This is a genomic window from Kitasatospora cystarginea, from assembly GCF_039533515.1.
In the GTDB taxonomy this organism is placed as follows: domain Bacteria; phylum Actinomycetota; class Actinomycetes; order Streptomycetales; family Streptomycetaceae; genus Kitasatospora; species Kitasatospora cystarginea.
In genome coordinates, this window is record NZ_BAAATR010000065.1 from 1 (window position 1) to 23,591 (window position 23,591).

General features: G+C 70.2%; 20 protein-coding genes and 3 pseudogenes. 17 read left to right on the forward strand and 6 right to left on the reverse strand.

The features are described 5' to 3' along the window. The first annotated feature begins 451 nt into the window (after positions 1 to 451). Positions 452 to 727, forward strand: coding sequence for a hypothetical protein (locus tag ABD369_RS37565; RefSeq protein ID WP_344641140.1), 276 nt, complete (start codon positions 452 to 454; stop codon positions 725 to 727). Positions 728 to 731: 4 nt separating this feature from the next. On the opposite strand, the gene ABD369_RS37570 is transcribed toward ABD369_RS37565, so the two are convergent. From ABD369_RS37570 to ABD369_RS37580, 3 genes are all read right to left on the reverse strand, one after another. After that, positions 732 to 1,262 (reverse strand): hypothetical protein, encoded by a 531-nt coding sequence (locus ABD369_RS37570; RefSeq protein ID WP_344641141.1) that lies wholly within the window; start codon positions 1,260 to 1,262, stop codon positions 732 to 734. A 124-nt stretch (positions 1,263 to 1,386) separates the two neighbouring features. Then, positions 1,387 to 4,842 (reverse strand): hypothetical protein, encoded by a 3,456-nt coding sequence (locus ABD369_RS37575; protein ID WP_344641142.1) that lies wholly within the window; start codon positions 4,840 to 4,842, stop codon positions 1,387 to 1,389. After that, a complete protein-coding gene (locus ABD369_RS37580) occupies positions 4,839 to 5,867 on the reverse strand; it encodes a LamG domain-containing protein (RefSeq protein WP_344641143.1) in 1,029 nt (342 codons plus the stop codon). The genes ABD369_RS37575 and ABD369_RS37580 overlap by 4 nt, the downstream gene beginning before the upstream one ends. A 567-nt stretch (positions 5,868 to 6,434) precedes the next feature. Between ABD369_RS37580 and ABD369_RS41395 the strand changes: the two genes are divergently transcribed. Next, positions 6,435 to 6,764 carry a helix-turn-helix domain-containing protein gene (locus ABD369_RS41395; protein WP_425557864.1) on the forward strand — a complete coding sequence of 110 codons (330 nt, stop codon included), beginning with the start codon at positions 6,435 to 6,437 and terminating at the stop codon, positions 6,762 to 6,764. A 40-nt stretch (positions 6,765 to 6,804) separates the two neighbouring features. On the opposite strand, the gene ku is transcribed toward ABD369_RS41395, so the two are convergent. After that, positions 6,805 to 7,410 (reverse strand): non-homologous end joining protein Ku, encoded by a 606-nt coding sequence (ku, locus tag ABD369_RS37590; RefSeq protein ID WP_344641159.1) that lies wholly within the window; start codon positions 7,408 to 7,410, stop codon positions 6,805 to 6,807. Positions 7,411 to 7,422: 12 nt separating this feature from the next. Here ku and ABD369_RS37595 point away from each other — a divergent pair. The 12 genes and pseudogenes from ABD369_RS37595 to ABD369_RS41400 form a co-directional block, all read left to right on the forward strand. Then, positions 7,423 to 7,653 (forward strand): annotated as a pseudogene (locus tag ABD369_RS37595) (hypothetical protein); the annotation flags it as partial. A 557-nt stretch (positions 7,654 to 8,210) separates the two neighbouring features. Then, entirely contained in the window at positions 8,211 to 8,639 is a 429-nt protein-coding gene (locus ABD369_RS37600) for a hypothetical protein (protein WP_344641144.1), read from the forward strand. Beyond that, positions 8,636 to 9,400: a hypothetical protein gene (locus tag ABD369_RS37605; RefSeq protein WP_344641145.1), complete on the forward strand. Its 765-nt coding sequence runs from the start codon at positions 8,636 to 8,638 to the stop codon at positions 9,398 to 9,400. The genes ABD369_RS37600 and ABD369_RS37605 overlap by 4 nt, the downstream gene beginning before the upstream one ends. Positions 9,401 to 10,132: 732 nt before the next feature. Continuing rightward, entirely contained in the window at positions 10,133 to 11,392 is a 1,260-nt protein-coding gene (locus ABD369_RS37610; RefSeq protein WP_344641146.1) for a tetratricopeptide repeat protein, read from the forward strand. Positions 11,393 to 11,672: 280 nt separating this feature from the next. Next, positions 11,673 to 11,852: a hypothetical protein gene (locus ABD369_RS37615; RefSeq protein WP_344641147.1), complete on the forward strand. Its 180-nt coding sequence runs from the start codon at positions 11,673 to 11,675 to the stop codon at positions 11,850 to 11,852. Positions 11,853 to 12,543: 691 nt separating this feature from the next. Continuing rightward, positions 12,544 to 13,833, forward strand: a complete 1,290-nt coding sequence (locus tag ABD369_RS37620) for an alpha/beta hydrolase family protein (RefSeq protein ID WP_344641148.1) — start codon at positions 12,544 to 12,546, stop codon at positions 13,831 to 13,833. Positions 13,834 to 14,151: 318 nt separating this feature from the next. Further along, positions 14,152 to 14,586, forward strand: a complete 435-nt coding sequence (locus tag ABD369_RS37625; protein WP_344641149.1) for a hypothetical protein — start codon at positions 14,152 to 14,154, stop codon at positions 14,584 to 14,586. 434 nt (positions 14,587 to 15,020) lie between these two features. Next, the gene (locus ABD369_RS37630; RefSeq protein ID WP_344641150.1) at positions 15,021 to 15,212 is read left to right on the forward strand and encodes a hypothetical protein; all 192 of its coding nucleotides are present in this window, start codon (positions 15,021 to 15,023) and stop codon (positions 15,210 to 15,212) included. A 233-nt stretch (positions 15,213 to 15,445) separates the two neighbouring features. Beyond that, complete coding sequence (locus tag ABD369_RS37635) at positions 15,446 to 16,072, forward strand: hypothetical protein (protein WP_344641151.1); 627 nt, start codon at positions 15,446 to 15,448, stop codon at positions 16,070 to 16,072. Positions 16,073 to 16,277: 205 nt separating this feature from the next. Further along, positions 16,278 to 17,126, forward strand: a complete 849-nt coding sequence (locus tag ABD369_RS37640; protein WP_344641152.1) for a hypothetical protein — start codon at positions 16,278 to 16,280, stop codon at positions 17,124 to 17,126. Beyond that, positions 17,033 to 17,638 carry a hypothetical protein gene (locus tag ABD369_RS37645; RefSeq protein WP_344641153.1) on the forward strand — a complete coding sequence of 202 codons (606 nt, stop codon included), beginning with the start codon at positions 17,033 to 17,035 and terminating at the stop codon, positions 17,636 to 17,638. The genes ABD369_RS37640 and ABD369_RS37645 overlap by 94 nt, the downstream gene beginning before the upstream one ends. Before the next feature lie 63 nt (positions 17,639 to 17,701). After that, a pseudogene (locus ABD369_RS41400) lies at positions 17,702 to 17,791 on the forward strand (IS21-like element helper ATPase IstB); the annotation flags it as partial. A gap of 185 nt (positions 17,792 to 17,976) precedes the next feature. Here the strand turns inward: ABD369_RS41400 and ABD369_RS37650 are convergent. Further along, on the reverse strand, positions 17,977 to 19,239 hold the full coding sequence (locus ABD369_RS37650) for an alpha/beta hydrolase family protein (protein WP_344641154.1): 1,263 nt from the start codon (positions 19,237 to 19,239) through the stop codon (positions 17,977 to 17,979). Positions 19,240 to 19,275: 36 nt separating this feature from the next. Here ABD369_RS37650 and ABD369_RS37655 point away from each other — a divergent pair, with 36 nt between their 5' ends. After that, positions 19,276 to 19,833: a helix-turn-helix domain-containing protein gene (locus tag ABD369_RS37655; RefSeq protein WP_344641155.1), complete on the forward strand. Its 558-nt coding sequence runs from the start codon at positions 19,276 to 19,278 to the stop codon at positions 19,831 to 19,833. Between the two features lie 286 nt (positions 19,834 to 20,119). On the opposite strand, the gene ABD369_RS37660 is transcribed toward ABD369_RS37655, so the two are convergent. Continuing rightward, positions 20,120 to 21,070 (reverse strand): MBL fold metallo-hydrolase, encoded by a 951-nt coding sequence (locus ABD369_RS37660; RefSeq protein WP_344641156.1) that lies wholly within the window; start codon positions 21,068 to 21,070, stop codon positions 20,120 to 20,122. A 469-nt stretch (positions 21,071 to 21,539) separates the two neighbouring features. Between ABD369_RS37660 and ABD369_RS37665 the strand changes: the two are divergent. Next, positions 21,540 to 22,292: pseudogene (locus tag ABD369_RS37665) on the forward strand (IS1634 family transposase); the annotation flags it as partial. 810 nt (positions 22,293 to 23,102) lie between these two features. After that, positions 23,103 to 23,591, forward strand: a 489-nt coding sequence (locus ABD369_RS37670) for a transposase (protein ID WP_344641158.1), incomplete at its 3' end; no start/stop codon positions are given.

Here is a 23,591-nt window from a genome sequence, read left to right on the forward strand (position 1 = left end):
CCTCGCCCCGGTCTGCTCCGTCCTCCTAATCCGACCTCCCACCTGGCTGCAGCCCCGCACCACCACCCGCCTGGCCGCACACCTACGCCGCACCGGATCCGTCCTCCTCTCCCACGGCCCATGGCCCGGCGGCGCCCGGCTACGCCTGGAGATCACCACGGCGGCCTGGTCCGGGCTTGGTGACGGGTACGGTCAGCTGTTGCATCGTCGGGTGACGGTGCGGGCGAGCGGGGGAGCGCGTCGCGCCCACGAACGGCCGAGCTGCTACTGCCGGACGAGAACGGCCGGGTCGGCGTTCCGGCGGCGGAGCCCGGAGCACTGCCGGTCCCCGACGGGGTCGCGGTGTGATCCCGCCGACGTCCGGCCTCCCGGCCCGACGCTTGTCTGACTACTGGCCGACAATGGCGTGCCGCAGTCCTCGCTCGACCTTGACCTGGCTTCCCTTAATCCCATGACGCATGACATCACTGCGGTATTTGGGCAGCAGCTCCCCGCCGCGCTGGCCGAAACCTTCGGCCGAGGACAAGACTGGCCTGAGAGTGTGCAGTGGGCCATCTCGTGGGCGCAGCCGCTGGTTTACAGCCTCACCGATGCCTCACAGGATGCCGTCCTCGATGCAGCCGTCGACGGGCACCGCAAGCTCCACACCCCTGGCCGGCCGTTGTCCAGCCGACGCGAGGGCACCGTCAGCCAGTCACCGGTCGGTGGATCCAGGCTGACAGCGTAGCCGGTCACCCCGGAACAGGCGCCGAATCCTCGGGGCACTCGTGGGCGAATTCCACCGCGTGGGCGCTGTGGAGCGGCGGCGCATCCGGGGTTTCGCCAGTAGTGAAAGTGAAAGCGACCGTCACCCCCGGCAGGCCCGCAATATCGGTCTCGATGGTGAACTGCGGGAGGCTGTGAGTCTGCTTGACCCGCTGCCAGGGAACACCGGCGGCGGAGAAGGCGGCCGAGAGTTGCGGACAGGTGGGCGCGGCCTCGAAGGTGTGGAATTCACCGGGCCGGCCGGTGGGAATTCTGACACTCTCGTACCAGGTCCGGACGGAGACCCGGTTGATGATCCGGCACCGGCACACCTCGACCGACATGTCGCCGTACTGGAACCACTGCGGCCAGGGCTGGTCGTCCGAGATCCGGCCGGACTTCTCGGGCGGGCCGAGCACTGCGGTCACCTCCGGGAAGGAGGCCAGCGGACGCATTCCGGCGATCGACCCGGTTGCGCCGAATTCCGTCAGCACGGTCAACATGCTCAGCATCTCCATACGGTCATGATGCCACACCGGCATCACCCGATTTCCCGGAGGATCTGATTCACCGAAAGGCGGTGCGGCTTTCCGGCATCGGAAAGCCGCACCGCCCGGTCAGCCGATTACCCGGTGAATCCGGTCACAGCTTGCGCACCGCGTCGAGCAGTAGCTGAATCTCCACCGCGCGGTTGGTTCCGCAGCTCCAGTCCGCACCCCAGGTGCCCTTCTTCTTCCCCGGGGTGTTGAACTGCTTGATGGCGTCCGCTCCGACCCTGAGGATGTCGGACTGGTAGCCCTTGTTGGCCTTGATCTCCTCGATCGTGGCCTTGATCTCGGCGTCGGTGGCATCCCGCTTGGCCGGTCGGCCGACCTTGCCGACGATCTCGTCCGCGATGGTGAACAGGCTCACCTCGGCGCCGTTCTTGAGGTTGATGTGCATGCCCTTGGCGCAGAAGTCGTCGTGCAGGACGGCCACCCACTTGATGCCGCAGAACTTCGACTTCTTGGCCCTGGGCGCCATCGCCGACGCGTGCCGGGCACCGGCCCCGCCTGCGCTGAACGCGGCAGCACCTGCCGGGACGGCGGCAGCCGACGCCGCGTCGATCAGGCACTCGCCCGCCTTGGCCGCGTCCATCATCTGACGCAGTCGCTGCAGGGTGGCCTTGGCGCCCCTGACCTCCTCCAGGAACTTCGAGATCCCCTCGGTGATCCGGACGATGGCCCGGCTGACGGCCGGGATCTTGCCCGCGATCTCGATGAAGCTCGCGACGTTGACGGCCGTCCACAGGCAGCTCTCGATGTCGAACGAGGCGAAGCACTTCTTCGCGTCGGTGACACCGAGCACGTCGAGCAGGATCTGCCCGCCGTTCTCCTTGACCCAGTCGATGACGTCCTCGCCGGCCAGCTTCTGCGCCTGGTTGTACTGCTCGACGCAGTCGGCGCCGCAGTCGCCGCTGAGCGACGTCGTCTCGTCCGTGGTCAGGTCCGCCACCGGGGTGGGCGGCGAGGTGACCATGGCGGCGAGGGCGGCCTGCTGGTCCTTGCGCTCCTGGTCCTCGGCGCGCTGTGCCGCCTGGTCGGCCTGCTGGGCGCTGGACTGGGCGTTGGCGGCGGCCTGTTCGGCGGCGGTGGCCTGCTGGTCCGCCGTGGCGGCCGAGCTACGGGCGGTGGCCGCGTTGCCCTCGGCGGTGGTGGCCGCCGTACGGGCCGTGGCGGCGTCCTTCTCGGCGTCGGTGGCCGCCGCGCGGGCGGCCATGGCGTCGTTCTGGGCGCCGTTGGCCGCCAGCGCCGAGGTGAGGGCGTCGCTGTTGGCCTGCATGTCGTACTGGGTGGTGTTCGTCTCCGCTGTCCTGGTCGCGGCGGCGTCGCTCGCCGCCTGGGCGGCGAAGTCCCGTGCCCGTGCGACGGACTGGAATGCGGCCACCGTGTCGGCGGCGGCGTTGGCCGCGAGCTGCGCGGCGGCCTTGGCATCGGCCTGGGCCTTGTCGGCGGCGGCCTGCGCGGCCTTGGCCGCCCGCGCGGCCTCGTCGGCCCGGGCCTTCGCGGCGTCGGCCTGCTGCTGGGCGATGGTCTTGCTGTCCTGGCCGACCAGGACGGCGAGGCCCGCAGAGGAGTCGGTCTCCCGGAAGGGGGTGCCCAGGGCGACGGCACTGTTGCCGGCGTCGATCGCGGCGTTCGCCGCGTCCCGTGCCGCGCTCGCCGCCTGTGCGGAGGCGAACGCCTGCCCGGTGGCCCGGGCACTGTCCGCCGCGGCGTGATCCGCCTCGATCTGGCCGATGGTCGCGGCCTTCCGGGCGGCGACCGCGTTGGCCGCCGCGACGTGCGCCTGCGCGTCGGCGTTCTTGACGTTCTGCGCGGCCTGCTCGGAGGCGGCTATCGCGTCGGCGGCCGCCGCGTGCGCCGTCGCGGCGGCCGCGCTGCTGGTCGCCGCGTCGGCCTGGACGGCGTCGGCGGCCGCCCGGGACCGCTGCGCTGCACCGGTCGCCTGGGTGGCGGAGGTACGGGCGTCGATCGCGCTCTGCCCGGCGTGGTCGGCGGCCGTACGGGCACCTGCGGCCGCGTCGGTCGCCTGCCCGGCGGCGGCCTTGGCCGCGTCGGCGGCCTGCCGCGTCTCGGTCGCGTCGGTGGTGCCCTGGGCCGCCTGCGCGGCGGCCTCCAGCGCCTTCTGCCGGGACAGTGCCGCATCCCGGTGCTGCTCGGCGTCGACGGCGGCGTCCCGCAGGACGGCCGCCTGTGCCTCGGCGTCACGGGCGGCGTTCGACTTGTCGGACGCCGCCTGCTCCGCGGTCTGCGCGGTGTTCGACGCCGCCTGGGCAGCGGCCTGCTGCTGCTGGGCCTTGGCCTCGGCCGCCTGTGCGGCGGCCCGCTGGGCGTCGGCCTGCTGACGGGCGGCGGCCGCGTTGGCCCGCTCCTGCTCGGCGACGACCCGCTTGGCGGCGGCGTCTGCGGCAGCGGCCTTCGCGGTCTGCTCGGCCTGCTGGGCCTTGTCCTTGTCGGCCTTGGCCCTGGCGGCGGCCTGGCCCGCCTGGTCTGCCTGAGCGGCGGCCGCGGCGGCGGCGTTGTGCGCCTGGTCGGCGGCCTCCTGGGCGGCGGCGCGCTGGAACTCGGCCTGGGTGGCGTGGGTCTGGGTGTCGCCGAGGGCGTACAGCGCCTTGCTGTCTGCCTGGCCGGCCGAGACGGCGTTCAGCGTGGTCTCGATCGCCTTGCTCGCGGACTGCGCGGCGGCGGCCGAGGCCTTGGTGACCTGGGCCGACTGCTGCGCGTAGGTCAGTCCACGGCCGTACGGCGTGCCGTTGCCGCCGGCGATCTTCCCGGCGTCGGACTCGGCGGCGCTCGCGCTGTCCGCCTGGGTCTTGGCCGAGGCGGCGGCCTTCTGGGCAATGGCCAGCTGGGCGGCGATCACCTTCTTGGCGTCCGCCATCGCGGCGGTGGCCTTGGTGAACTGATCGGGCTTCGGGTAGAAGATGTTGCTCTTCGGCTGTCCCTGCCAGAACTTCTGGAAGAACAGCATCCGGCTGACGATGTACGCCTGCCCGGAGGCCTCGACCAGCGCGTCCGAGGCGGTCCGGACGTCCTGGTACGCCTGGATGTCGGCGGCCACGATGGCGGCGCGCTGGTCGGCCTGGGCGGCCTGCTCGGCCTGCCACTCGGCGCTGGCGGTGGCCACCACGTCGTCCAGCACGTGGGTCGGGTCCAGCGGGTCGGAGCCGTCGCAGCCGGCCCACTGGGTCTTGAGGTCCTCGACCTCCATCCGGAACTCGACCGAGTCCTTCGCCGGGGCCACCGTCGGGTAGCCGCCGAAGCGGATGAACCTGGCGATCTGGTACGCGGACATCCCCTTCAGCAGGTCCGCGGTTATGATCACCCCGTTGGCGCCGTACCAGTGCCAGGAGTTGTCGGCCTTGTCCTGACGGTCCTTCAGGATCGCCAGCGCACGGTCCAGGGTTGCCTGGGACGGCTTCGCGACGGCCGGTCCGGCCCAGTTGCGCTTGCCGTCGTCCAGCAGGAAGTTGCGCATTGCCTGGCCGTAACCGGGCGAGTTCAGGAAGGTGTTGTAGTCGTCGCCGAAGATGCCGTCCCCGAACGGCTTGGTCACGGCGGCCCAGGCCGCCGTCCGGGCGTCCTGCGCCTGGTTGCCGTCCGCTGGTCGCCCTCATCGTCGATCTTGGCGAGGGCGACCGGGCCGTAGCCCCAGGCGCTCAGCGCCGCGAAACGGGAATCGGCGATCGAGCTGGTCAGCGCCTTGGCGGTCAGTGCCTTGACCTTCGGGCCACCGACGTGCAGCGAGTTCCCCAGCGAGCAGTGGTCGTCACGGACCTGCCCGTCCGGGATCGCCACGTTCGCGGCCTCGATGTCGGGCAGCGCCCGCTGCCAGATCCGGACGTCGGCCATCCCGCCGGGGAGGTAGTCGCCGGGCTTGCCGGCCCACATGTCCCGGCCCAGCTCGATCTCACCGCCTGCCTGCCAGGTCGAGGTGTGCGGGGCGCGGCCGGTGAGGACACCGTTCACGTACAGCCGGACCTCGGCGGCCTGCGCGTCGTACACACCGGTCAGGTGCGTCCAATTGGGCTTCATGGCCCCCGGGTTGGCCTGCGCGACCAGGTCCGGGCCGTTCGCCGTGTCCCAACCGGCGTTCTCCGAGTCGCCGCGCGGCATGCCGAACACCGGCCTGCCGTCCGGGTTCACCTTCAGGTAGAAGCCGGACACCCGGCTGCCGTCCTGGGCGATGACCGAGTAGGACTTGCCGGTCTGGGTCAGTTGCACCCAGCTGGACACCGTGAACGACTGGTCGTCGTGCAGCGTCAGCGGGACCGACACGTACTGGTTGCTGCCGTCCAGCCGCAGCGTCCGGCCGTCCGGGGTAGCGCGCGGATTGCCCCAGATCGACCAGTTCTGGGCCCGGTCGACGTACGCACCGTTGTGGTGGAGCCCTCGCGGCCCACCCTCGATGGTGTTCGGGGTCGACCACCTGGCCATCGAGTTCTTGTCCGAGTTGTCGTCGCTCCACTGGAAGTTGTAGTGGACCAACTCGCCGTTGACCGCATATGCGGGCAGCTGCTGCCCGCCGTCACGCGGCGCGACCGGCTTCTCGGGCACCGCGTGCGCCACCGACATCGTCATCGCCGTGGCCGTAGCGAACGCAGTGGCCGTCAGCGCCCGGGCCATCGTGCGGCGCACCCAACCCGGGCGGCCTCTTGGGACTCTCGTGTGCAACTTAGTCGCCATCTCCTGGAAGGAACCGTCGGAGCCCCAGGAGGACGGACACGCCAGCTATTTGATTGACAGTCAGTTTCCCGCGTCGCGGCCGCACCGACGGACGTTGCACTGGCATTGATGAGACGAACATGAGAAATCCCCCCGAGACCCCAGGATCTTCACACATGGCCGACAGGACCGGCACCGCCCGGCGGGGCCACCACCCGCCGACCGGCGGGTGGTGGAGCGCGCGCGGGCCGGGCGACCACGGCTCACGTCGATCCGACCCGGAGTGGACGGGGCGACCTCTCCGACCGGCCAACTACCGCTCCTCGTATCGCAGATGGACCAGCAGGCGAGCCAGGCGACTGGTCGGGCCGGTCGTCGCGGCAGTATGCGACGGCCCTTCCGGGCAGACTCGCCCCTGCAGCGGTATGACTGAGGTCACTCGTCCGCACTGCCGGCGTCGGCGCACTGCGAGAGGATGGTGCCATGGCACCTGTCCAGGACATCACGGGCTACGGCCGCGCGGTCACCGCCGGAGCGGTGGACCGCGCGCAGGCTGTCGCCGCGGTCGTCGGGGCCAGCGGCGGCATCACGCCCGCCGGCGTCGTGACCCCATCACCAACTCGCAGACCGTCCGTGGCGGCTACCAGCGCGAGGCGGGCAGGGCTGCAGACGCAGCGGCTGCTCGCTCACACCGACCTGCCCGTGGCCGCGATCGGCCGCACGCTCGGCTTCACCGAGGCCACCGACTTCGGCAAGCTCTTCACCCGCGAAGTCGGCTGCGCCCCGGGCGACTTCCGCCGTTCCCAGTGGTGAGCGACGTGGGCCGATGGCGGCCGGTCGCGACCGGGCATGGTCAAGGTCCGAGTGGACGCCCCGTCAGCCGTCGAACGCCGCCAGCGCGTCGACCACCCGACACGGCGTCCCGTGCCCGCAGCACAGCCAGGCTCTCCTTGGTGTGCAGCGCGACGCGGGCGACGCCGACCTGATTCGCCTCCCGCATGGCCTGGCATAGCAGGGCGTACGGGCGCTTGCCGGCCGGCATGGAGGGTGCCAGATAGTACGCACGGTCGTAGGCGATCGGATCCACCCTGGCGGCGTCCAGGAAGCCGAGGACACGGATCTCCTTGGTGGTGGCGGGCGGCAGGTCGGTGAGGTCGTCCCGCGTGAGCACCACGATGCGCCCGTCCGGTGCCTCGTAGCCGTGGGCGATGTCGCCCGCGGGCACCTCGCCGTGGACCTCGCACACCCTCGGCTGGCGGATTCTGGCGCCACAGTCGCCGCCATGGATCAAGTGCAGCGGCACCTCGTGCCGGCCCGGCCCAGTCGCGGCGAACACGGCCACAGGCACAGAAACCAGCGAGAAGCTGATCGACAGCTTGGCGATCGCGTTCGGCATGGCCTGCCTCCTCCTCTCCATGCTGCGCCCGATGTCGGTGACGGCTGGGATCCTGGCGGGCATTGGCAATGAGGCGGGGCCGACCCCGACGACCCCGACCCCGGCCCGCAGCCCGGCCACGAGTACCGGGGGCTGCGCGGCGGCCCGCTCTACGGCCTCCTCCTGGATGTCACCGGCTGGGACGACGAACAGCTCGCCGACGGCGCCGCGCTGCGCACCGAGAGCGGCCGGTACGGTCCCGGCGGCCAAGCTCATTACGAACCCCGCGTGCAGCGCCGTTGGGACTGGGTCGGCGACAGCCCCTGACTTCAACGTCCTCGCCTGGTGGCACGAGGCGGGCGCCCCCTGAGCGCCTCGGGCTGACCTGTCACCCCGGACGACTGGCTGGACGACTCCAACCCATCCACCAGTCACCTCGCCTCCCGTGCGGGCTATATGCGGTTTGCCCCAGGCGGGTGCAGCGCGGTGAGCAGCCAGGCCGGTGCGCGGCGGAGGTAGTTGACGAACGCCCTCGGGTCGACCTTGGCGTGGTTGGGGCTGCCGGGATGGTGATCGCTCAGGTGCCCACCTGGTTCCGGCTGGACCGCACCCGCCAGGCCCGGTCCAGTGCCCGGTGTCGGCGGCCGCCTGGTCCAGGTCGGCGAGACTAGCGACCTGGACGCCCCCTTCCACCTCGACCTCAACCCCGCCTCGCTGCTGCGCCAGTAGCTGGCGACGAGTGATCGGATCGGGGGACAGCCATCGGCGCGGCCCCGTCTGCTCGGCCGCGTCATTGTGGCTGTCGGATGAGGCATTGGGCCTGCGGCCGGGACTGGCTGGATAGTACGGTCTGATGTGATGTCAGTTCTGAGGCTGGGGGAGTGATGGCCGGCGTAGAGATCGTGGTCGGGTACCTGTTCGCGTGGGCGGTCCGGAAGGCGCGGCGGGTGGCTGGGCGGGCGGACGCGGAGGTGGATGCCGGACTGGACGCGGCGATGGACCGGCTGCATGAAGTGGTCAGCGGCAAGCTTGGGCATGACGGTTCGCTGGTGCGTCTGGCGAATGAGGCCGAGGCCGGCCAGCAGGCGCTCAGCGACCGCACCCGGCAGTGGGTCACGCTCGCTGTGGAAGACGCGGTTGAGCAGGACCCGGAGTTCGCCAAGGCGCTGCGGGAGGCGGTGGCGAAGATCCAGGCGGCTGGCGGCTCGGTCGGGGGTGCGAACGTGATGAGCGGGAACACGTTCATGGGTCCGACCGCCGTCCAGACCGGCGACCACAGCCGGCAGGAGAACCACTTCGGACCGAAGGCATGAGCGAGCCCGTGGGCGGGGTGTCCGACAATACCTTCGAGGGGTCCACCGCAGCGCAGACCGGCAGCAATGACACTCAGGTCAATAACTTCATCACGACGGCCCCGCCGCGCGAGACCGGCCGCGGGATGCGGGTGGCCTTGGGGGTCTTCGGTACCGTGGTGATGGTGGCCGGATTGTCGCTCGCCGTGCACTTCGCGGGTGGGGCGGCGGTCAGTAGCAGTACCACCCCCGCCGCGAACCCGGACCCGGCCTCAAGCGCGACCTCGGCGGGCGTCCCGGCCCCGATGTCGGGCAGTGCGACAACGCCCTCTCCGGCCGCCTTCCCGACGCCCAGTGGGGCAGGCTGGACGGTGAAGTACCAGGACACCTCCATCACCCTGCCGGCGGCCGAGCAGTGCCTGACCGGGGCAGTCAACTTCGACCAGGGACGCGGTCACAGCGAGGCCGAGTTCCTCACCGACGATCTCATCGTCCAGGCGGCGTGTCCGCTGTCGGGCGAGCAGGACAGCGTCCTCACCTCGACGCGGCAGTGGGGAACCTCGCAGACGCAGGAACCCGGGCCGGACCAGTGCCAGAACGACGCCAACCGCAACACCCGGCCGAACAAGATGAGCGCTGCCGCCCTCAAGGTCAACTCCGCCTACTGCCTCATCACCGCGAAGAAGTCGGTGGTGTGGTTCAAGATCACAGCAAAGTCCGGAGACGACCAGCAGGGCTTCACCATGCTCGCTACCCGCTGGACCCCGAGCGACGCAAACTGAGGCCTGCCTCAGTCCGGTGGGAGCTGATCGCTCAGCAGTAATCGGCGCGGTCGATAGCTTGTCGGTGGGGAACATCCGGCTCGGGTGGGCAGGGTCACGCAGTCCGTCGTGCGGCCGGTTCTGCCACGATTCACTCGTCCAGGAGCTCCTGGAGTTCCAGCAGCGACCAGAGCCGTTCGCGTTCCGGCTCCAGCACCGCGGGCGGCAAGGTCCTGGTCGGCTGCCGTGGCACCGCCCGTCGGCCAGGCGCACGAGATTGGCGCTAACCCCGGAAGCACCCGGTGCCCGGCGTCGGTCAAGATCTGCTGGCAAACGGTCAAGATCGCGTGCCACAGGTCAGGGGTGAACGTCGGCCGGTTCGCCAGGCTGAGGCTGGCGGCGTCCCAGCCCTGTCCCAGCTGCGTCCCAGGGTGTCCGGTTCGGGCGTTTTGCTGGGACGGATCTGAGACGGTCCCAGGCCGTTTCGCCTGGTGGGAGCGTTTTGCGCTGGTGCTGGGACAGGGTTGGGACACCTGCCGACTACCGGCTGGTTGTGACCCGTCTCACCGAAGTTTGGCGAGTCTCAGCGAAGTTTGACTGACGGCGGTTTGTCTCATCGAAGTTTGACCGCCGTTGTCCGGTCTCTGGTGTCAGGGGTGGCGGCTAGGGTGCGGGGCCGTGGACGCTGCTGATCTTGATTACCGGGCCCGGACCTTGTCGGGCTGCATTCCTTCATCGCTGGTGACCCGGCTTGTGGAGCTTGGCCACGAGCGGGAAGTGGAGTTCCAGGCCAGGCGTGGGGAGTGGTTCTGCGCGCTGGAGTGGGCACGGCTGCTCGGCGACCGGCAGCAGTACGAGCAGGCGCTGGACGTGCTCGGTCCGTACATCGCGACGGGCTGGTGGCCGGCCGTCCAGGCCCGAGCCGAGCTGCTGGAGGATTGGGGTAGGGCGCAGGAGGCGATCGAGCTGTCCCGCCCCTACACGCAGGCCGGCGACCGGCTGGTCCTGGACTTCTTCGCGCGTCTGCTGGCCCGCCACGGCCGGGCCGCCGAGGCGCTCGCGCTGCTGCGGCCCGGCGTTGAGGACTGGTTCCTCGCCCAGGCCCTGGTCGACGTCGCCGACGCCGCAGGCCAGGACGAGGAAGTTGCGGCGCTGCTGGAAGCCCGGATCGAGGCCGCGGTCCCGGCCTGCGACGACCCCGACTGCCACCGGCTCCGCCTGGAGCCGTCCAACGCCTTCGACCTGCTTGCCACCGTCCGGGAACGGCAAGGCCACGTCGACGAGGCGATCGCCCTGCTGCGCCGCCGGGAGGTTACGTCCGTTAATGGCCGGGACGCGCTGGCCGACCTGCTGGCCAGGCATGGACGGATTGAGGAACTGCGCGCGTACACCGACTCCGAGTACCACGGGCACGCCGCGCGGAGTCTGGCCGAGGTACTGGAGGCACGCGGCGATGAGGAGGGAGCGACCGCCGTCTACCGGACCTTCGCCGAAAAGCCCCACGGCATGTGGCGCGTTGCCCATCTACTGTCCCAGCTGCTGGTCCGGCACGGTCGCGTCGACGAGGCGATCGCGGTGGTGCGCGCCCTGGCGGACTCCCCGGGCGGCGCGGACGACTGCGTCGTTGACGCGCTGTGCACCCTGTATGCCGAGCACGGCCGTGCTCAGGAAGCTCTGGCCTACCTCGACGCCCTCAAGGAGCGGCGTGACGGTGAGGAGGAGTGGGACTTCTTCCAAATACGGCTGCCGCTCATGGCCGACTGCGGCCTACGCGACGAAGCGATCGAGCAGGCCCGGGCGCACCCCGAAGGCGGCACCTGGTACGCGGCCTGGTCCCTCTCACACCTGCTTGCCGAGGCCGGCTGCATCGAGGAGGCCGTCGCTGTCCTCGAACAGCACCCCGGTTCCAACAACACCGTCCTGGCCCACCATCTCATCGACCTCGGCCGCATCAAGGATGCCGTCCGTGTCCTCCAGGTCCGGCCAAGCGTCGCTCCGGCCCCCGACCCCTGAGGCGGCACCTACTCCAACGAGCCACCGTTCTGACACCGATCCGTACCCGCTCCTGCTGGTGGAGGTCGCGGTCAAAGTCCGTTGAGACTGGAAAGGTTGTCCCCTGACAGGCGATCTCGACCGTTTGCCAAAGGATCTTGACGACCAGCAGATTTCTACCACCTGATCTTGACCAGAGCCTGCCCGCTCCGTGTCCGGAAACCTGTCGCGGCCGCACCGGATCCTCCGGGATGCTCGGCTCATGCGCGTGAATTTCGACGGGGTTACCCCAATGCCGCGGATGCTGCTGCTCAGCGAGTTCCTGCTCCAGTCCGACTTCCGCGTCGGACTGGACAGGCCAGTGTTCGTCGTGGCGGGCGACCGGGTCTCGTACGAGGACGGCGACGTCGTGGTGACTCGCCCCACCGGTGAGCGACGCTGGCACCCAGCCCGCGACAGCTACTGGATCTGCCGCCGATAGTCCGGCTGTCAAGATCGCTTGGCAAACGGTCAAGATCATCTGTCACAGGACACTGGTGACCCGTCGCAGCGAAGTTTGACCAGTCTCACCAAAGTTTGACGGACGGAGATCTGTCTCAACGCAGTTCGATCAGTCGATGCTCGTTGGGGACTCGTCGATGACGGCGGAGTGTCGGGGGCAGCGTCCGGTCACGTGTCCTCGTACCAGCGTTTTTCCCGGGCGGTGCTGTGTGGTCCCCACCCGCGGGGACCGTCCTCGGGTTCACCGCACCAGAGGTCTGCTGTTGCGTCCAGGAAGGGGCAGCAGCCACCATGCCCGCAGGTCGGCCGGCAACGGCGGGCCGAGGTCCGCCTCGAACGCGTCCAGGCGCGCGCCATCGGTCATCGGCCCGGCTGAGTCTGGCCGAACGTGGGCAGCGAGCCATATGCGGATGCGGCCCCATGCTCAGGTGCTGTCATGACGGGCAGTCTGCCCCATCCGGTAGTGGAGGGGCCGGCCGTCGGGACCGCCGACGACGTGGGCTGGAAGCAACTGGTCAGGCTGCGGTGAAGAAGTACCTGTGGCGCCGAACGCCGTCATACCGGGGTCCTACAGAGGACTTGGCACCCCGGTATGACGGTTTCCGCCCCTCCTCGCCCGTACCGTCGCCCGTGTCCAAGGCGAACACGGAACCGAACGAGGGGGAACGGCGATGAACAGGCGAGGACGGGCCGTGGCGGCGGCACTGCTGGCGGCGACGGCGACACTGGGCGTGATCGGCGCACCGGGCGCGGCGGTGGCGGCGGTGGCGGCGCCGGGACGGGGCACCGAGCAGCAGGCCAGGGCCTGGCTTCCGCAGCCCACCGGCTTGTACCCGATCGGCACGACGTCCCTGCAGCTCACGGACGACCCCCGGGACGACCCCTGGAAGCCCGGGCAGCACCGCAAGCTGATGATCAGCTTCTGGTACCCGACCACCCGGCCCGCCACCGGCAACGACCGCGCGCCGTACATGGTCCCCGCCGCCGCTGACCACTTCGGCAACGCCGGGAGCTGGGGCCAGCGCGAGAACGGCTTCGAGCCCGGCCGCACCGACTGGGCAGGCATCCGCACCCACGCCCGCGCCGACGCGCCCGCCCTCCCCGGCGGCAAGCGGCCCGTCGTGCTGTACTCGGCGGGCTTCGGCGACCCGCGCACCTGGGGCACCGCCCTGGTGGAGGACCTCGCCTCCCGCGGCTACGTGGTCGTCACCGTCGACCACACCTACGACGCCTCCGAGGTCGCCTTCCCCGACGGGGACCTCGCCACCTCCGTCTTCCCCGCGCTGATGGCCCGGCCCGGCCTCGACATGGGCGCCCTCCTGCGCAAGACGCTGCAGACCCGGGTCGACGACACCCGCTTCGTCCTGGACCAACTCGCCGGGCTGCGCCACGACGCGCAGCTGCCGGCCGGCCTCGCCGCCTTGCTCGACCTCGATCGGATCGGCATGGTCGGCCACTCCGGGGGCGGCTCCACGGCCCTGCAGACCATGCACGACGATCCGCGCCTCAAGGTCGGCGTCAACCTCGACGGCCAGCTGCACTTCTCCGGCCCGGACGGCACCGGAGTCCAGCTGCCCCTGCCCACCGTCGCCGAGGACGGCCTGACCCGGCCCTTCCTGCTCATGGGCACCCAGGAGTCCGGCTCCGGCAGCTACCACCAGCAGCCCGGCTGGGACGCCCTGTGGCAGCACAGCACGGGCTGGCACGCCGACGTGACCCTGACCGGCTCCCGCCATGGCTCCTACACCGACGCGCAGTCCCTGCTGCCCCAGCTCGCCCGCCAGGGCGCCGTCGCCTCGACGACGCTGACCGACGACGTCGGCGACGTTCGCCCCGACCGCGCGGTCCTGGCCACCCGCTCCTACGTCTCGTCGTTCCTCGACCGCTGGCTGCGCGGCCACGACGACCACCTCCTGGACGGCCCGTCGCCGCGCTTCCCCGAAGTGGTCTACGAGCGGTAATGCGCGACCGGAGCCGTGCGCGCGCACCCGCTCGGCCAGCACCAGGACGGCGGTGCGCACCTGCTCCACCGACTCGCGCAGCGCGCCGGTCAGCCGCCGTGCCTCGGCCAGCAGCCGCCCGAACCCGGCGGCCTTCATACCTGTGGGGGTTGTCATTGACCGGCCATTTCCCCAGGTGGGAGCGATTCACAGACAGGCTGTGTCACCTGTGTTCGGGCAGGCGGTCCGCCCGGCTGGGTGTCCTCTTACAGGTGATCTTGACCGATTGCCAGGCGAGTTTGACCGGCCGGGAGGACGCAGGCGTGTCAAGCGTGGACGTTGCGGCCGTCTTCACTCAAGGCGCCGCCGGAAGTCATCCGGCCGGCGAGGGAGCGGAAGCGGCAGGAGAAGGCGCTCGCCGCAGCTGCCGAAACTCCCCGAGGCGAAACTCCGCTGCCCTCCGACCTCAGCGCGAGCACCGAGGCGACCGAGCTGCTGGAACTCGGCGAGAAGCTGCGCCAGCACGACGTGCGCTTCCTACGCCAGCTCGACCACGCGGCCCGCCACGGCGACCCTGCCCTTGCCCGCCAAGCCCTAGACGAGCTCCTGCACGCCGCCCACGCCCTGACCATCCACCATCGCGAGCTTGCCGAGCGGCTGCTGGACGCCCACCCCATCCAGGCGCCCGCGCCCGGCGAGACCTCCCCTGGCCCCGTCGTTTCACCCCGAGGGGAAACAGAGGCCGGGCCGGATACCGATCCGACCGCAGGCTAGCCGCACTGCCCGCGCCCCGCCGCGCCCAGGCCGACACTGAACCGGCCACCGCTGCGCCCCGAGGAGAAACGACCCCGCCTGCGGCCGTCGTTCCGGCCGCCGAACAGGTCCGCCCGGAACCCGTTGTTCCTCGGGGGGAAACGGCGCCCGCCGCCACGGCCGACGCCGCCGAGCCTGTTCCCCCCCCGGGGACAAACCGCCGCCCCGACCGGCGACGGTGCCAGGCTGCGCGAATTGGTCGACCTCCGTCTGGCCCAGCAGACTGTGTCCGGCCCCGCACCGGCGGCCGTGCCCAAGACTCCGAAGCCACCGGTCGCCGAAGTCACCGTCCCCGCCGACCCCCGGCTGCGCGGCCTGCCGGACACGGACGTGGGCATCGGTCTGGACTATCGGGTGTTTGGTGACTACTGGCCGGCTGGACCGTCAACCCGAACGTGTTCCTGGTGCGCGGCGAGGGCCACCAGGTCGGTTGGGTCGAGCGCGACTTGCCCGGTATCGGCGACCGGTGGGTGGCGGTGTACGAGAACTACTTCATCGGCGACCAGGCCACCCAGGAGGCGATGCTGCACGACACCCCCGAGCAGGCCGCCCGCACCGTCCAGCGGGCGTACCTGCAGAACCTCTGACCGGCGGGCGAGCTCGGTGGGGCCGGGCCGGCCCCACCCCGGCGTCCTCGAGCTCGCGGGCATTGGCCCCGCTGAAGTCCGCCGCGCGGGTTGTGCCGATGGGCACAGCCTCGCCCGCCTTCGGGCGATCTACGTGCCGATCGGCACATGGCGCGGATAGCCCGGTGACGGCGAGGCTGATGGGGCACCGAACGGCGGCCACCAGGGCCGCCGTCAACGAAGGGAGCCCCCCAATGGTCCGCGGCATCAAGCCCCGCGCCGCCGCCACCGTCGCCGCCGTCGGCCTCGCGTTCGCGACGCTGGCCACCGTCACCCCGGCTTCCGCCGCCGGCTCCGCGGCGCCCGCCAAGGACCACCCCGTTCGGCTGGCGAGCGTCACCGGGTCGGCGCGGATCTTCTACGCCTTCCGGCCCGACGACGAGATCCGGTTCACCGTCGACGCCCAGGCGGCCCCGTACACCCGGCGCTTTCCTGACGATCCCCAGCTCAAGGACGGCCTGCCGACCGACGCGCGCGGCACCATCCACTTCACCCACCGCAAAGCCGAGACCGGTGAGGTGGGCACCGCCGACGCCGCGGTCGACTGCCTGGTGACCGGGGACCACGTCGCCACCCTGACCGCCGTCATCACCAAGTCGGATGCGATGCCGGTCGGCCAGCGGGTCGGCCTGAGCATCTCCCAGGGACACGGCCACGCCAAGGACCGCCTCGGCTTCTCCTGGGGCGTCGTCAACCTCGATGTGGACGCCAACGGAAAGCCCGTGCAGCCGGTGGTGGGCACCGGTATGGCACCGGCGCCCTTCGCACCGGTCGTCGACGGCGGCTACACCGTTCGCCCGGGCGACTTGGAGGTGAGGTGAGGGATCACTGACCCAGCACCAGGTGGCTGTGTAGGTGAAATCGGAGAGCGGATGTCGGCGAGTTCTGGCATCAGTTCTGGATCGAGTCCCCAGGAGATGTCGGCGAGAACCGAGAGCACCACTAACAGTGTGTGGGCGTGTCGGAGGCCGGCGGCACAAGTCGGCCGGGTGAAGGCCGTTGCGGCGGCTTGGCTAGCGTGGACGCATGGTCCATCTCAAGGAGCCGCAGTTGTCCGGGCTGGGACGAAACCCGGCCGCGTCGCCGGATGTCCTGGTGCGTCTGGCCGCGCACGAGGCGGGCCGGCACGGGCTGTCGTTGCGCAGGGGGCAGCTGCCGGACGCGGTGGTCGAGGCCTTGCTGACGCATGGCGGCGGGGATTCGGCGGTGCTCTTGCACAGAAAGCGGGTTTCCTCGACGATGCGCCACCGGATCGCCGGGCATCCCGACCCGGCGATCCGCGATGCCCATGCGGACTTCGTTCGGACCATGGTGGAGCGCGAGGTACGGACGGGCATCGAGGACCTGGTCGAAGCCTACGGCCGGCCGCCGGAGGAACTCGCGGCCAGCTCCGATCCCAAGCTGCGCGCGATGGTCGCGCAGAGCTGGCGGGAGCGGCCGATCGTCGTACAGTTGGCGCTGCTGACGGACCCGGACCCGGGGGTGCGGGCCGCAGCCAGCGAGGCCAATGACCCGGGTGTCCCTCCGGAGTACTACGAGCACTGTCTCGCCGATCCGGCTGTGCGAGCCAACCTCGCGTGTCGTATCCCGCTGACGCTCGAGCAGTTCGACCGGCTGCTGGCAACCGGGGACGAGACGGTACTGCACGCCGTGGTCGGCAACCCGCGCCTGACGGCCGACATGGTGGCCCGCCTGCAGGACAGCACGGACCCGTCCGTGCGCGTCGCGGTGGCCTACAGCCGCCACGTAACCCCCGAGACCCGGGACGGCTGCTCGCACTGGTGGAGGCCGAGGACGCCGCCGGCAGCGACGACGCCGCTCTCGCTCTCCACTGGACGCCCTACAAGCCGAGCTGGCTGCGAGATGCGCCCCTAGCCGAACGGCTGACCTACCTCGACTGCCCGCACACGGTGTTCCGGCAGATCCTGGCAACCGGCCGGGACCTGCCGGAGGCAGCCTGGCAGAGGCTGGACAACGACCTGGACGTGTCCGTCCGCCGCGCCGCCGCCCACCGACCCGACACACCGCCAGAGGTCCTGCTGCGACTGATCCGAGCCCACGGCGAGCGCTCCCACGTCAGGCCCCTACTGGTGGATCACCCCAACTTCCCACGTCAGGAGCTGCGAGGCTTCGTGGACGAGCCGGACCCGAGGGTGCGCCTCCTCGCTCTGGAGGACCCCGAGCTGCCCGATGCGGAGCTGCGGCGAATCGGGGACTGCACGGAGTCGTTCCTGCGCGCGGGAGTGGCCCGGCATCCCAACGTCAGCGCGGACCTGCTGGAGCGACTACTGGCGGACCCCGAGCCCACGGGCGCCGAGGACGCTGCGGCCAACCCCGTGCTGCCAAGGGCACGGATGGACGGCATCATCACCGAGGCCGGCCTCTGACGGTCTCCCGGGCAGAACTTTGGGCAGGAGCACAATCACGGTCCCGAAGCAAGCACCCGAGCGCTCTCAGAACTCAGACTCGACCGCCGCGGCGCCGAACTGCTCTTCCAGGTCCTCACCGAGCGCGAGGAGAAGAACAGCGTCGCCATGTCGCTCTGCTGCACGGCGCCTCAGGCCAACGGATCGCGCACCAGCTCTGATCACCGCCGAGGCGCAAAACCAGCATCCCGCTGACAGCGGCTGCCAGGAATTCCCCCACGGACGGCCAGTTACGGATGTGACCGAGGGCGACTGCTGGAGGATGAATGGCATTGGTCTGGGCGGGGCTCCGTTCTCTCCTACGGCAGCGCCAGCCAGGTCACGATCTCGTCCACCACCGCCAGGGCGACATGTCCTGGCTTGGCGTAGTCGGCTGGGGTGGGATCGCCACTGCCGGGGAAGAAGAGGTGGTTGAGGTCTTGGTGGATTCGGATCCTCACCCCGGGCCGGTGCGCAAGGGCCCGCCGCCAGAGCGCCAGGTCGTCGGTGACGGTGACCTGGTAGTCCCGCCCACCCTGCAGGATCAGCATCGGGCGGGCCAGTGCGGCCGCCGTGGTCGGCGGGTCGTAGGCGCGCAGGTCGAGCCAGTAGGCGGCGGAGAGGCCTAGGGGCAGAAGTTCCGGCGGTGTGTCGGGGGTGAGTTCAGGTCCTGCCACCAGCTCGGCCTTGCGGGCGAGCGAGGCCACCGCCTGGTCGGCACTCGGGCCGGGGGCGAGGGCCGCGAGGTGGCGGGCCACCCGGACGGCCGCATCGTGCATCGGCTGCGCGTCCGCAGCGAGCAGCACGAGGCCCGCGATCGACGGATCGGCGGCGGCGATCCGAGGCGCCACCTTGCCGCCCATGCTGTGGCCGAGCAGATGGATCCGGTCGGGGTCCACCTCGGGGTGCTGCCGCAGCAGTTGGACGGCGGCGAGCGCGGGAGGCAGGTACTCGTCGGCCATGGTGAAGTCGGAGGGAACGCGGTCCGGGTGGGCGAAGGTCGGCTTGTCGAAGCGCAGCGTGGCCACCTGACGGGAGGCGAGTCCCCAGGCGAGGTCCTTGAGCGGTTTGTTCGGGCCGCTGGTCTCGTCCCGGTCGAAGGGCCCGCCGCCGGCGAGCAGGACCGCGGCGGGCCACGGGCCGGGGCCGTCGGGGAGGGTGAGCGTGCCGGGCACGGCGAGTGGCCCCGTCCCGAGCAGGACTTCCCGTTCGGTGAAGCGGTCCTGCTGCGTGTAGTGCGGCGGCTGCCACACGGCGCCATCGTGCGGATCGAGTCGTAGCCCGTGCAGCAGGCCGTCGTCACCGACCGATGTGACCACGGTGAAGCTGCCGTCGGCGCAGGTGATCGCGATGCGCACTCGGACCGGGTCCGCTTCGCCGGTTTCGATCTCCGGCTCCTGGACCGCCTGGATCCCGCCGTGCCCGGCAGCCTCGGCCGCCCAGGCCAGCCGCAGCGCCTCAGAGGAGACCGCAGCCCGCAGTGGAGGCGCGAAGAGCTCCACGGTCTGGTCGAAGTGCTCAGCCCGCAGCAGCGCGGCGAAGCCGCGCGCCACCTCCAGTACCCCATCCCTATTCGTTCTCATGCTTGAGAAAGGTAGCAGTTGTGAGAAGGTTTGGGCATGGACTCCCTGAGACTGTTCGCCCACCCCATCCGGCTGCGGATTGTGCATGCGATGGGCGGTGGACGGCTGCTGACCACCGCTCAGCTGTGCGCGCGTATCCCGGAAGCCTCCAAGGCCACCGTCTACCGGCACATCGATCTGCTGGTGAGCGGCGGGATCCTGGAGGTGGCCGAGGAACACAGGGTGCGTGGGGCGGTGGAACGGCACTACCGGCTGTGCCAGGACCGGGCCGTCATCGGGGTCGAGGAGCTCCGCACGCTCACCCCCGAAGACCATCGGCAGGCGTTTACCACCGCGATGACCGCCCTGCTGGCCGAGTTCAATGCCTACCTCGACCGAGAGGAGACAGACCCCGTGGCCGACCAGGTGGGCTACCGGCAGCATGCCCTCTGGCTCAGCCCGGCGGAACTGGCGGAGCTGATCGTCGAGCTACGTGCGGCCATCGCGCCGAGGCTGGCCAACTCCCCCCGCCCCGAGCGTGCGCAGTACCTGCTCAGCCCGATCCACTTCCCGGTGGAAGCCTCGCGTAGCCGGCCGGGCGACCGACAGCCGTAGCCGGACACCGACTCCGTTGACGACTACGCGTTGTGACATCCGCGGCCAGATGACTCCCCGCCAACTGGCCGCGCGCGGAGAATCTGAACTGGCCACCATCATCCCGCCTCCCGGAGACCACCTCAGTCGTCGGGTGACGTCATTTCTGGTGAACATCCGCAGCACTCAAGATCGCTAACTGCTGCCCAAACCGCTGACCAATCGCTGCTACTTCACGTGAACAGAGCCAGCCCGCCGGCGAACGGTTTCATCGGCGGGCACGTCCCTGTCCGACGCGAGCTGATCGCTATGCGCGCAGTCGCAAGGGCGTTAGGTGTTCCGGGCGGACCAGGTTGGTGCGTGGGGAGAGTTCGCGGACCTGTGTGACGAGTCCGTCCAGGTCCACCTTGCTCCCTTGGACAGCCGGACCGGTAAGCGGCGTCTCGAAGTTGTCCCAGTGCACAGGGACTACGGTGCGCGGGTAATCGAGGGCCTTGAGGAGTCGTGGTACGTACCGGTACGTGGTGCGGGCGGTGCTCTCGACGGCGATCATCGCGATGTCGGGCCTCAGTCCGGCGAGGTTGCGCTCCACGAAGTCGCTGGCGCCCGTCAGAAGGGTCGACGGTCCGTCGCCGAGGCGGATCTGGAAGGCCAGTGTGTCGCCTTCCGGGAGTTCGCCGATCGTCTCCGGCGCCTTGACCGGCGGGCCCGTCAGCGTGCCGGGCGCCCAATAGTTGTGCTTGGCGTTACGGCTGTGCAGACTCGCCACCACCTCGACGGTGTACCCGCCGAAGTCGAGGACCTCGCCGCCCTTGACCGTGATCAGCTGTGCGGGGTCCACGCCCATCGCCTGGAGCAGGTAGCAGGTGGTCGCGGTCCCGACGACGGGGACCCTCTTGGTCTTGGCAATGTGGGGGACGTCGTTGAAGTGGTCCCAGTGGCTGTGGCTGACCAGGATGAGATCCGGCTTGCCGATGTGCTGGTCGACCAGGTCGGTGTCGACAGTGAGCCGGGTACTCGCATCGAATCCGTTGGTCGGGAACCGCGTGATGTACGGGTCGAACAGCACCGTCTTCCCGTTGCCCTCGATCCGCCAGCCACTGTTCCCGAGCCAGCGGAACACCGTCTCGCTGCCGCCGCCCGTCCGGTGCGGCTCGCCCGCCGCGGCAGTGGACGCGGCGCCGACCACCGGCAGGAAGGCGGCCCCCGCAACTGCAGTCCGAAGGAGTCCGCGCCGTCCTAACGTGTTGTCACTCATGTCACCAGGAGACGAACACCTCGGCCCTCTAGTTCCACTCCGACTCATAGGTGCCACGTATACGACTCGTGGTGGCGGGCATCGGACGCAGGCTGGGACAATCCGTGCAGGGGTTCATCGGCGAGATCGATCTCCTCGCCGTGCCCCCGCCCGGCTAGGCCGGTCAGCACCAGGCCGGGCGGCGGTGGGAGACACTCGGCAACGATGGATCTGATTGACCTGACAGTTCAGGCAGGCACCCCGGCCGGCCAACTGGCTCCCTCCAGCCCCGCGGCCAGTGCCCTGCTCACAGCTGCAGCCTCCCCGTCCGCTCCCCCGGCTTCGACAGTCTGCGGGCACACGACCGGGTCTGATCGCTTGTCTTCGCTGGTCAGCGCGATCTGAGTGGTCTAGAGCAGATCTGGGGTGCGGACATGTGTATTTGCTGATTCAGCCGCCATGAACTGGGGTTTTGTCGCATCCTGCGGGCATGTACGTGCGGAAGACGCAACGTCGGAACCGGGACGGCAGCGTGGTGCGCTATGTGCAGCTGGCGACGAACCGGCGGATCGGCGGCACGACGCAGGCCGAGGTGCTCCTCAACCTGGGTCGGGAGGACAAGCTCGACCTCGACTCCCTGCGGAGGCTGGTCGACTCTCTCAACCGCTATCTCGGTGACGGGGACGAGGATGTGGCCGCGCCGCTGGGTCTGGAAGGCGGCCCGCTGGCGGTTCAGTCCTCCCGGCCGATCGGAACAGTGTGGCTGCTGGACGGCCTGTGGAAGCTGCTGGGCATCGACCAGGCGCTCGCGAAGGTACTGGACGCGCGCCAGTTCCGCACCGATGTGGAACGTGCCCTGTTCGCGCTGGTCGCCAACCGTGCTGTCGCCCCGAGCTCCAAGCGGGCCGCCGCCGAGTGGGCCGGCAAGGACGCGGTGGTGCCCGGCATCGAGGAACTCGCCGAGCAACACGCCTATCGGGCCATGGACCTGCTGGTGGACGAGGGGACCCAAGCCGCCGTGCAGGAAGCGGTGTTCTTCGCCGCCGCGAACCTCCTCGACCTCGAGGTCGACCTGATCTTCTTCGACACCACCAGTACCTACTTCGAACGGGACGAGGCCGACGATGGCGACGGCGCGCTTCGCCGGTACGGGCACTCCAAGGACCACCGCAAGGACCTGCCGCAGATCGTGATCGGGCTGGCCGTCACCCGCGAGGGCATTCCGGTGCGGATCTGGACCTTTGTGCCGCCCCTGCTCAGGGTTCCTTGACCAGGAGTGCATCCGCTGCGGAACCATGAGCCCGGTCCATGCCAACTCCTCGGAGGGGCCACTGTGCTCCCGCTGCTACACCGCCCCGCCCAAGCTCTGCGGCAAGTGCGGCCAGTTCAGGCAGCTCGCCAAGCGGGGTGAGAACGGCGAACCCGGGCTGTGCCATCGCTGCTACACCGTCGAGGGACTCTGCACCATCTGCGGACGTTTGCGCGACGGCAGCCGCAAAGCGGCCGGAGCCTTCCAATGCAATGCCTGCCGCCCCCGGCCCTCGGTTCCGTGCGCTGACTGCGGACGGGCGAGGGAGCCCAAGGTCCGCTGGCCGATCGGCCCCCTGTGCTCCTCCTGCTACGGCAGGCGTCGGCGCAAGCCCGGGCCCTGCGTACGCTGTGGTGTCACCCGCGTCCTGGTCGGCAGCGGCGACAACGGGGGTGGAGCCTCGGTCCGTGCTGCGGCGCGGACATCGACTTCTCCTGTCGCCGGTGTGGTTCCCCGGAGAACCTCATCGTGGACGGGTGCTGCGCGCGGTGCGTGGCCACCGACCGCGTGCACCACCTACTCGCCGGCGAGGACGGCCAGATCGCTCCCGTTCTCGTGCCGCTGGCTCAAGCTCTCACCACCGGGCCACTGCCCAGTTCGGTCCTCAAGTGGCTTCGCCGTAGTCCAAGTGCCCGGCTCCTAGCAACGTTGGCCGCCAGCCGAGCGGAGCTCACCCAGGAAGTTTCCCCTTGAGGTTGGACACCTGGAGACTGGGCGATGCAAGCTCGGAGGAAGCAGTACCAGGTGGGAATCAAGAGCAACATGGCCAAGCGGTACACGGCGGAGTTCAAGCGGGACGCGGTCGCGCTCGTCCGGTCCTCGCCGCATCGGAACGTCACCGAGATCGCCCGGGAACTGGGGGTCAGTCCGGAGGGGCTGCGGGGCTGGGTCAAGCAGGACAGGGCCGACCGGGGTGAGGGCCGGCCGGGCGAGCTGACGAGCGCCGAACGCGAGGAGCTCACCCGAGATCCTGCGCAAGGCGGCCGCCTATTTCGCGACCGAGACGACACGGTGATCCTTTTCCGTTTCGTTGATGATCACCACGACGCCTGGGGCGTCAAGCGGATCCGCGCCGTCCTGGGGATCCCCCGGTCGTCGTTCTACGCCTGGCGGGCCGGCGAGGCCGCCCGCCGGGCCCGCCTGCGCGAGGAGGAACTCCTCGCGGCCGAGATCAGCGTGATCCACCTCGCTTCCAGGGGTGCCTACGGTGTCCCGCGCGTGCATGAACTGCGC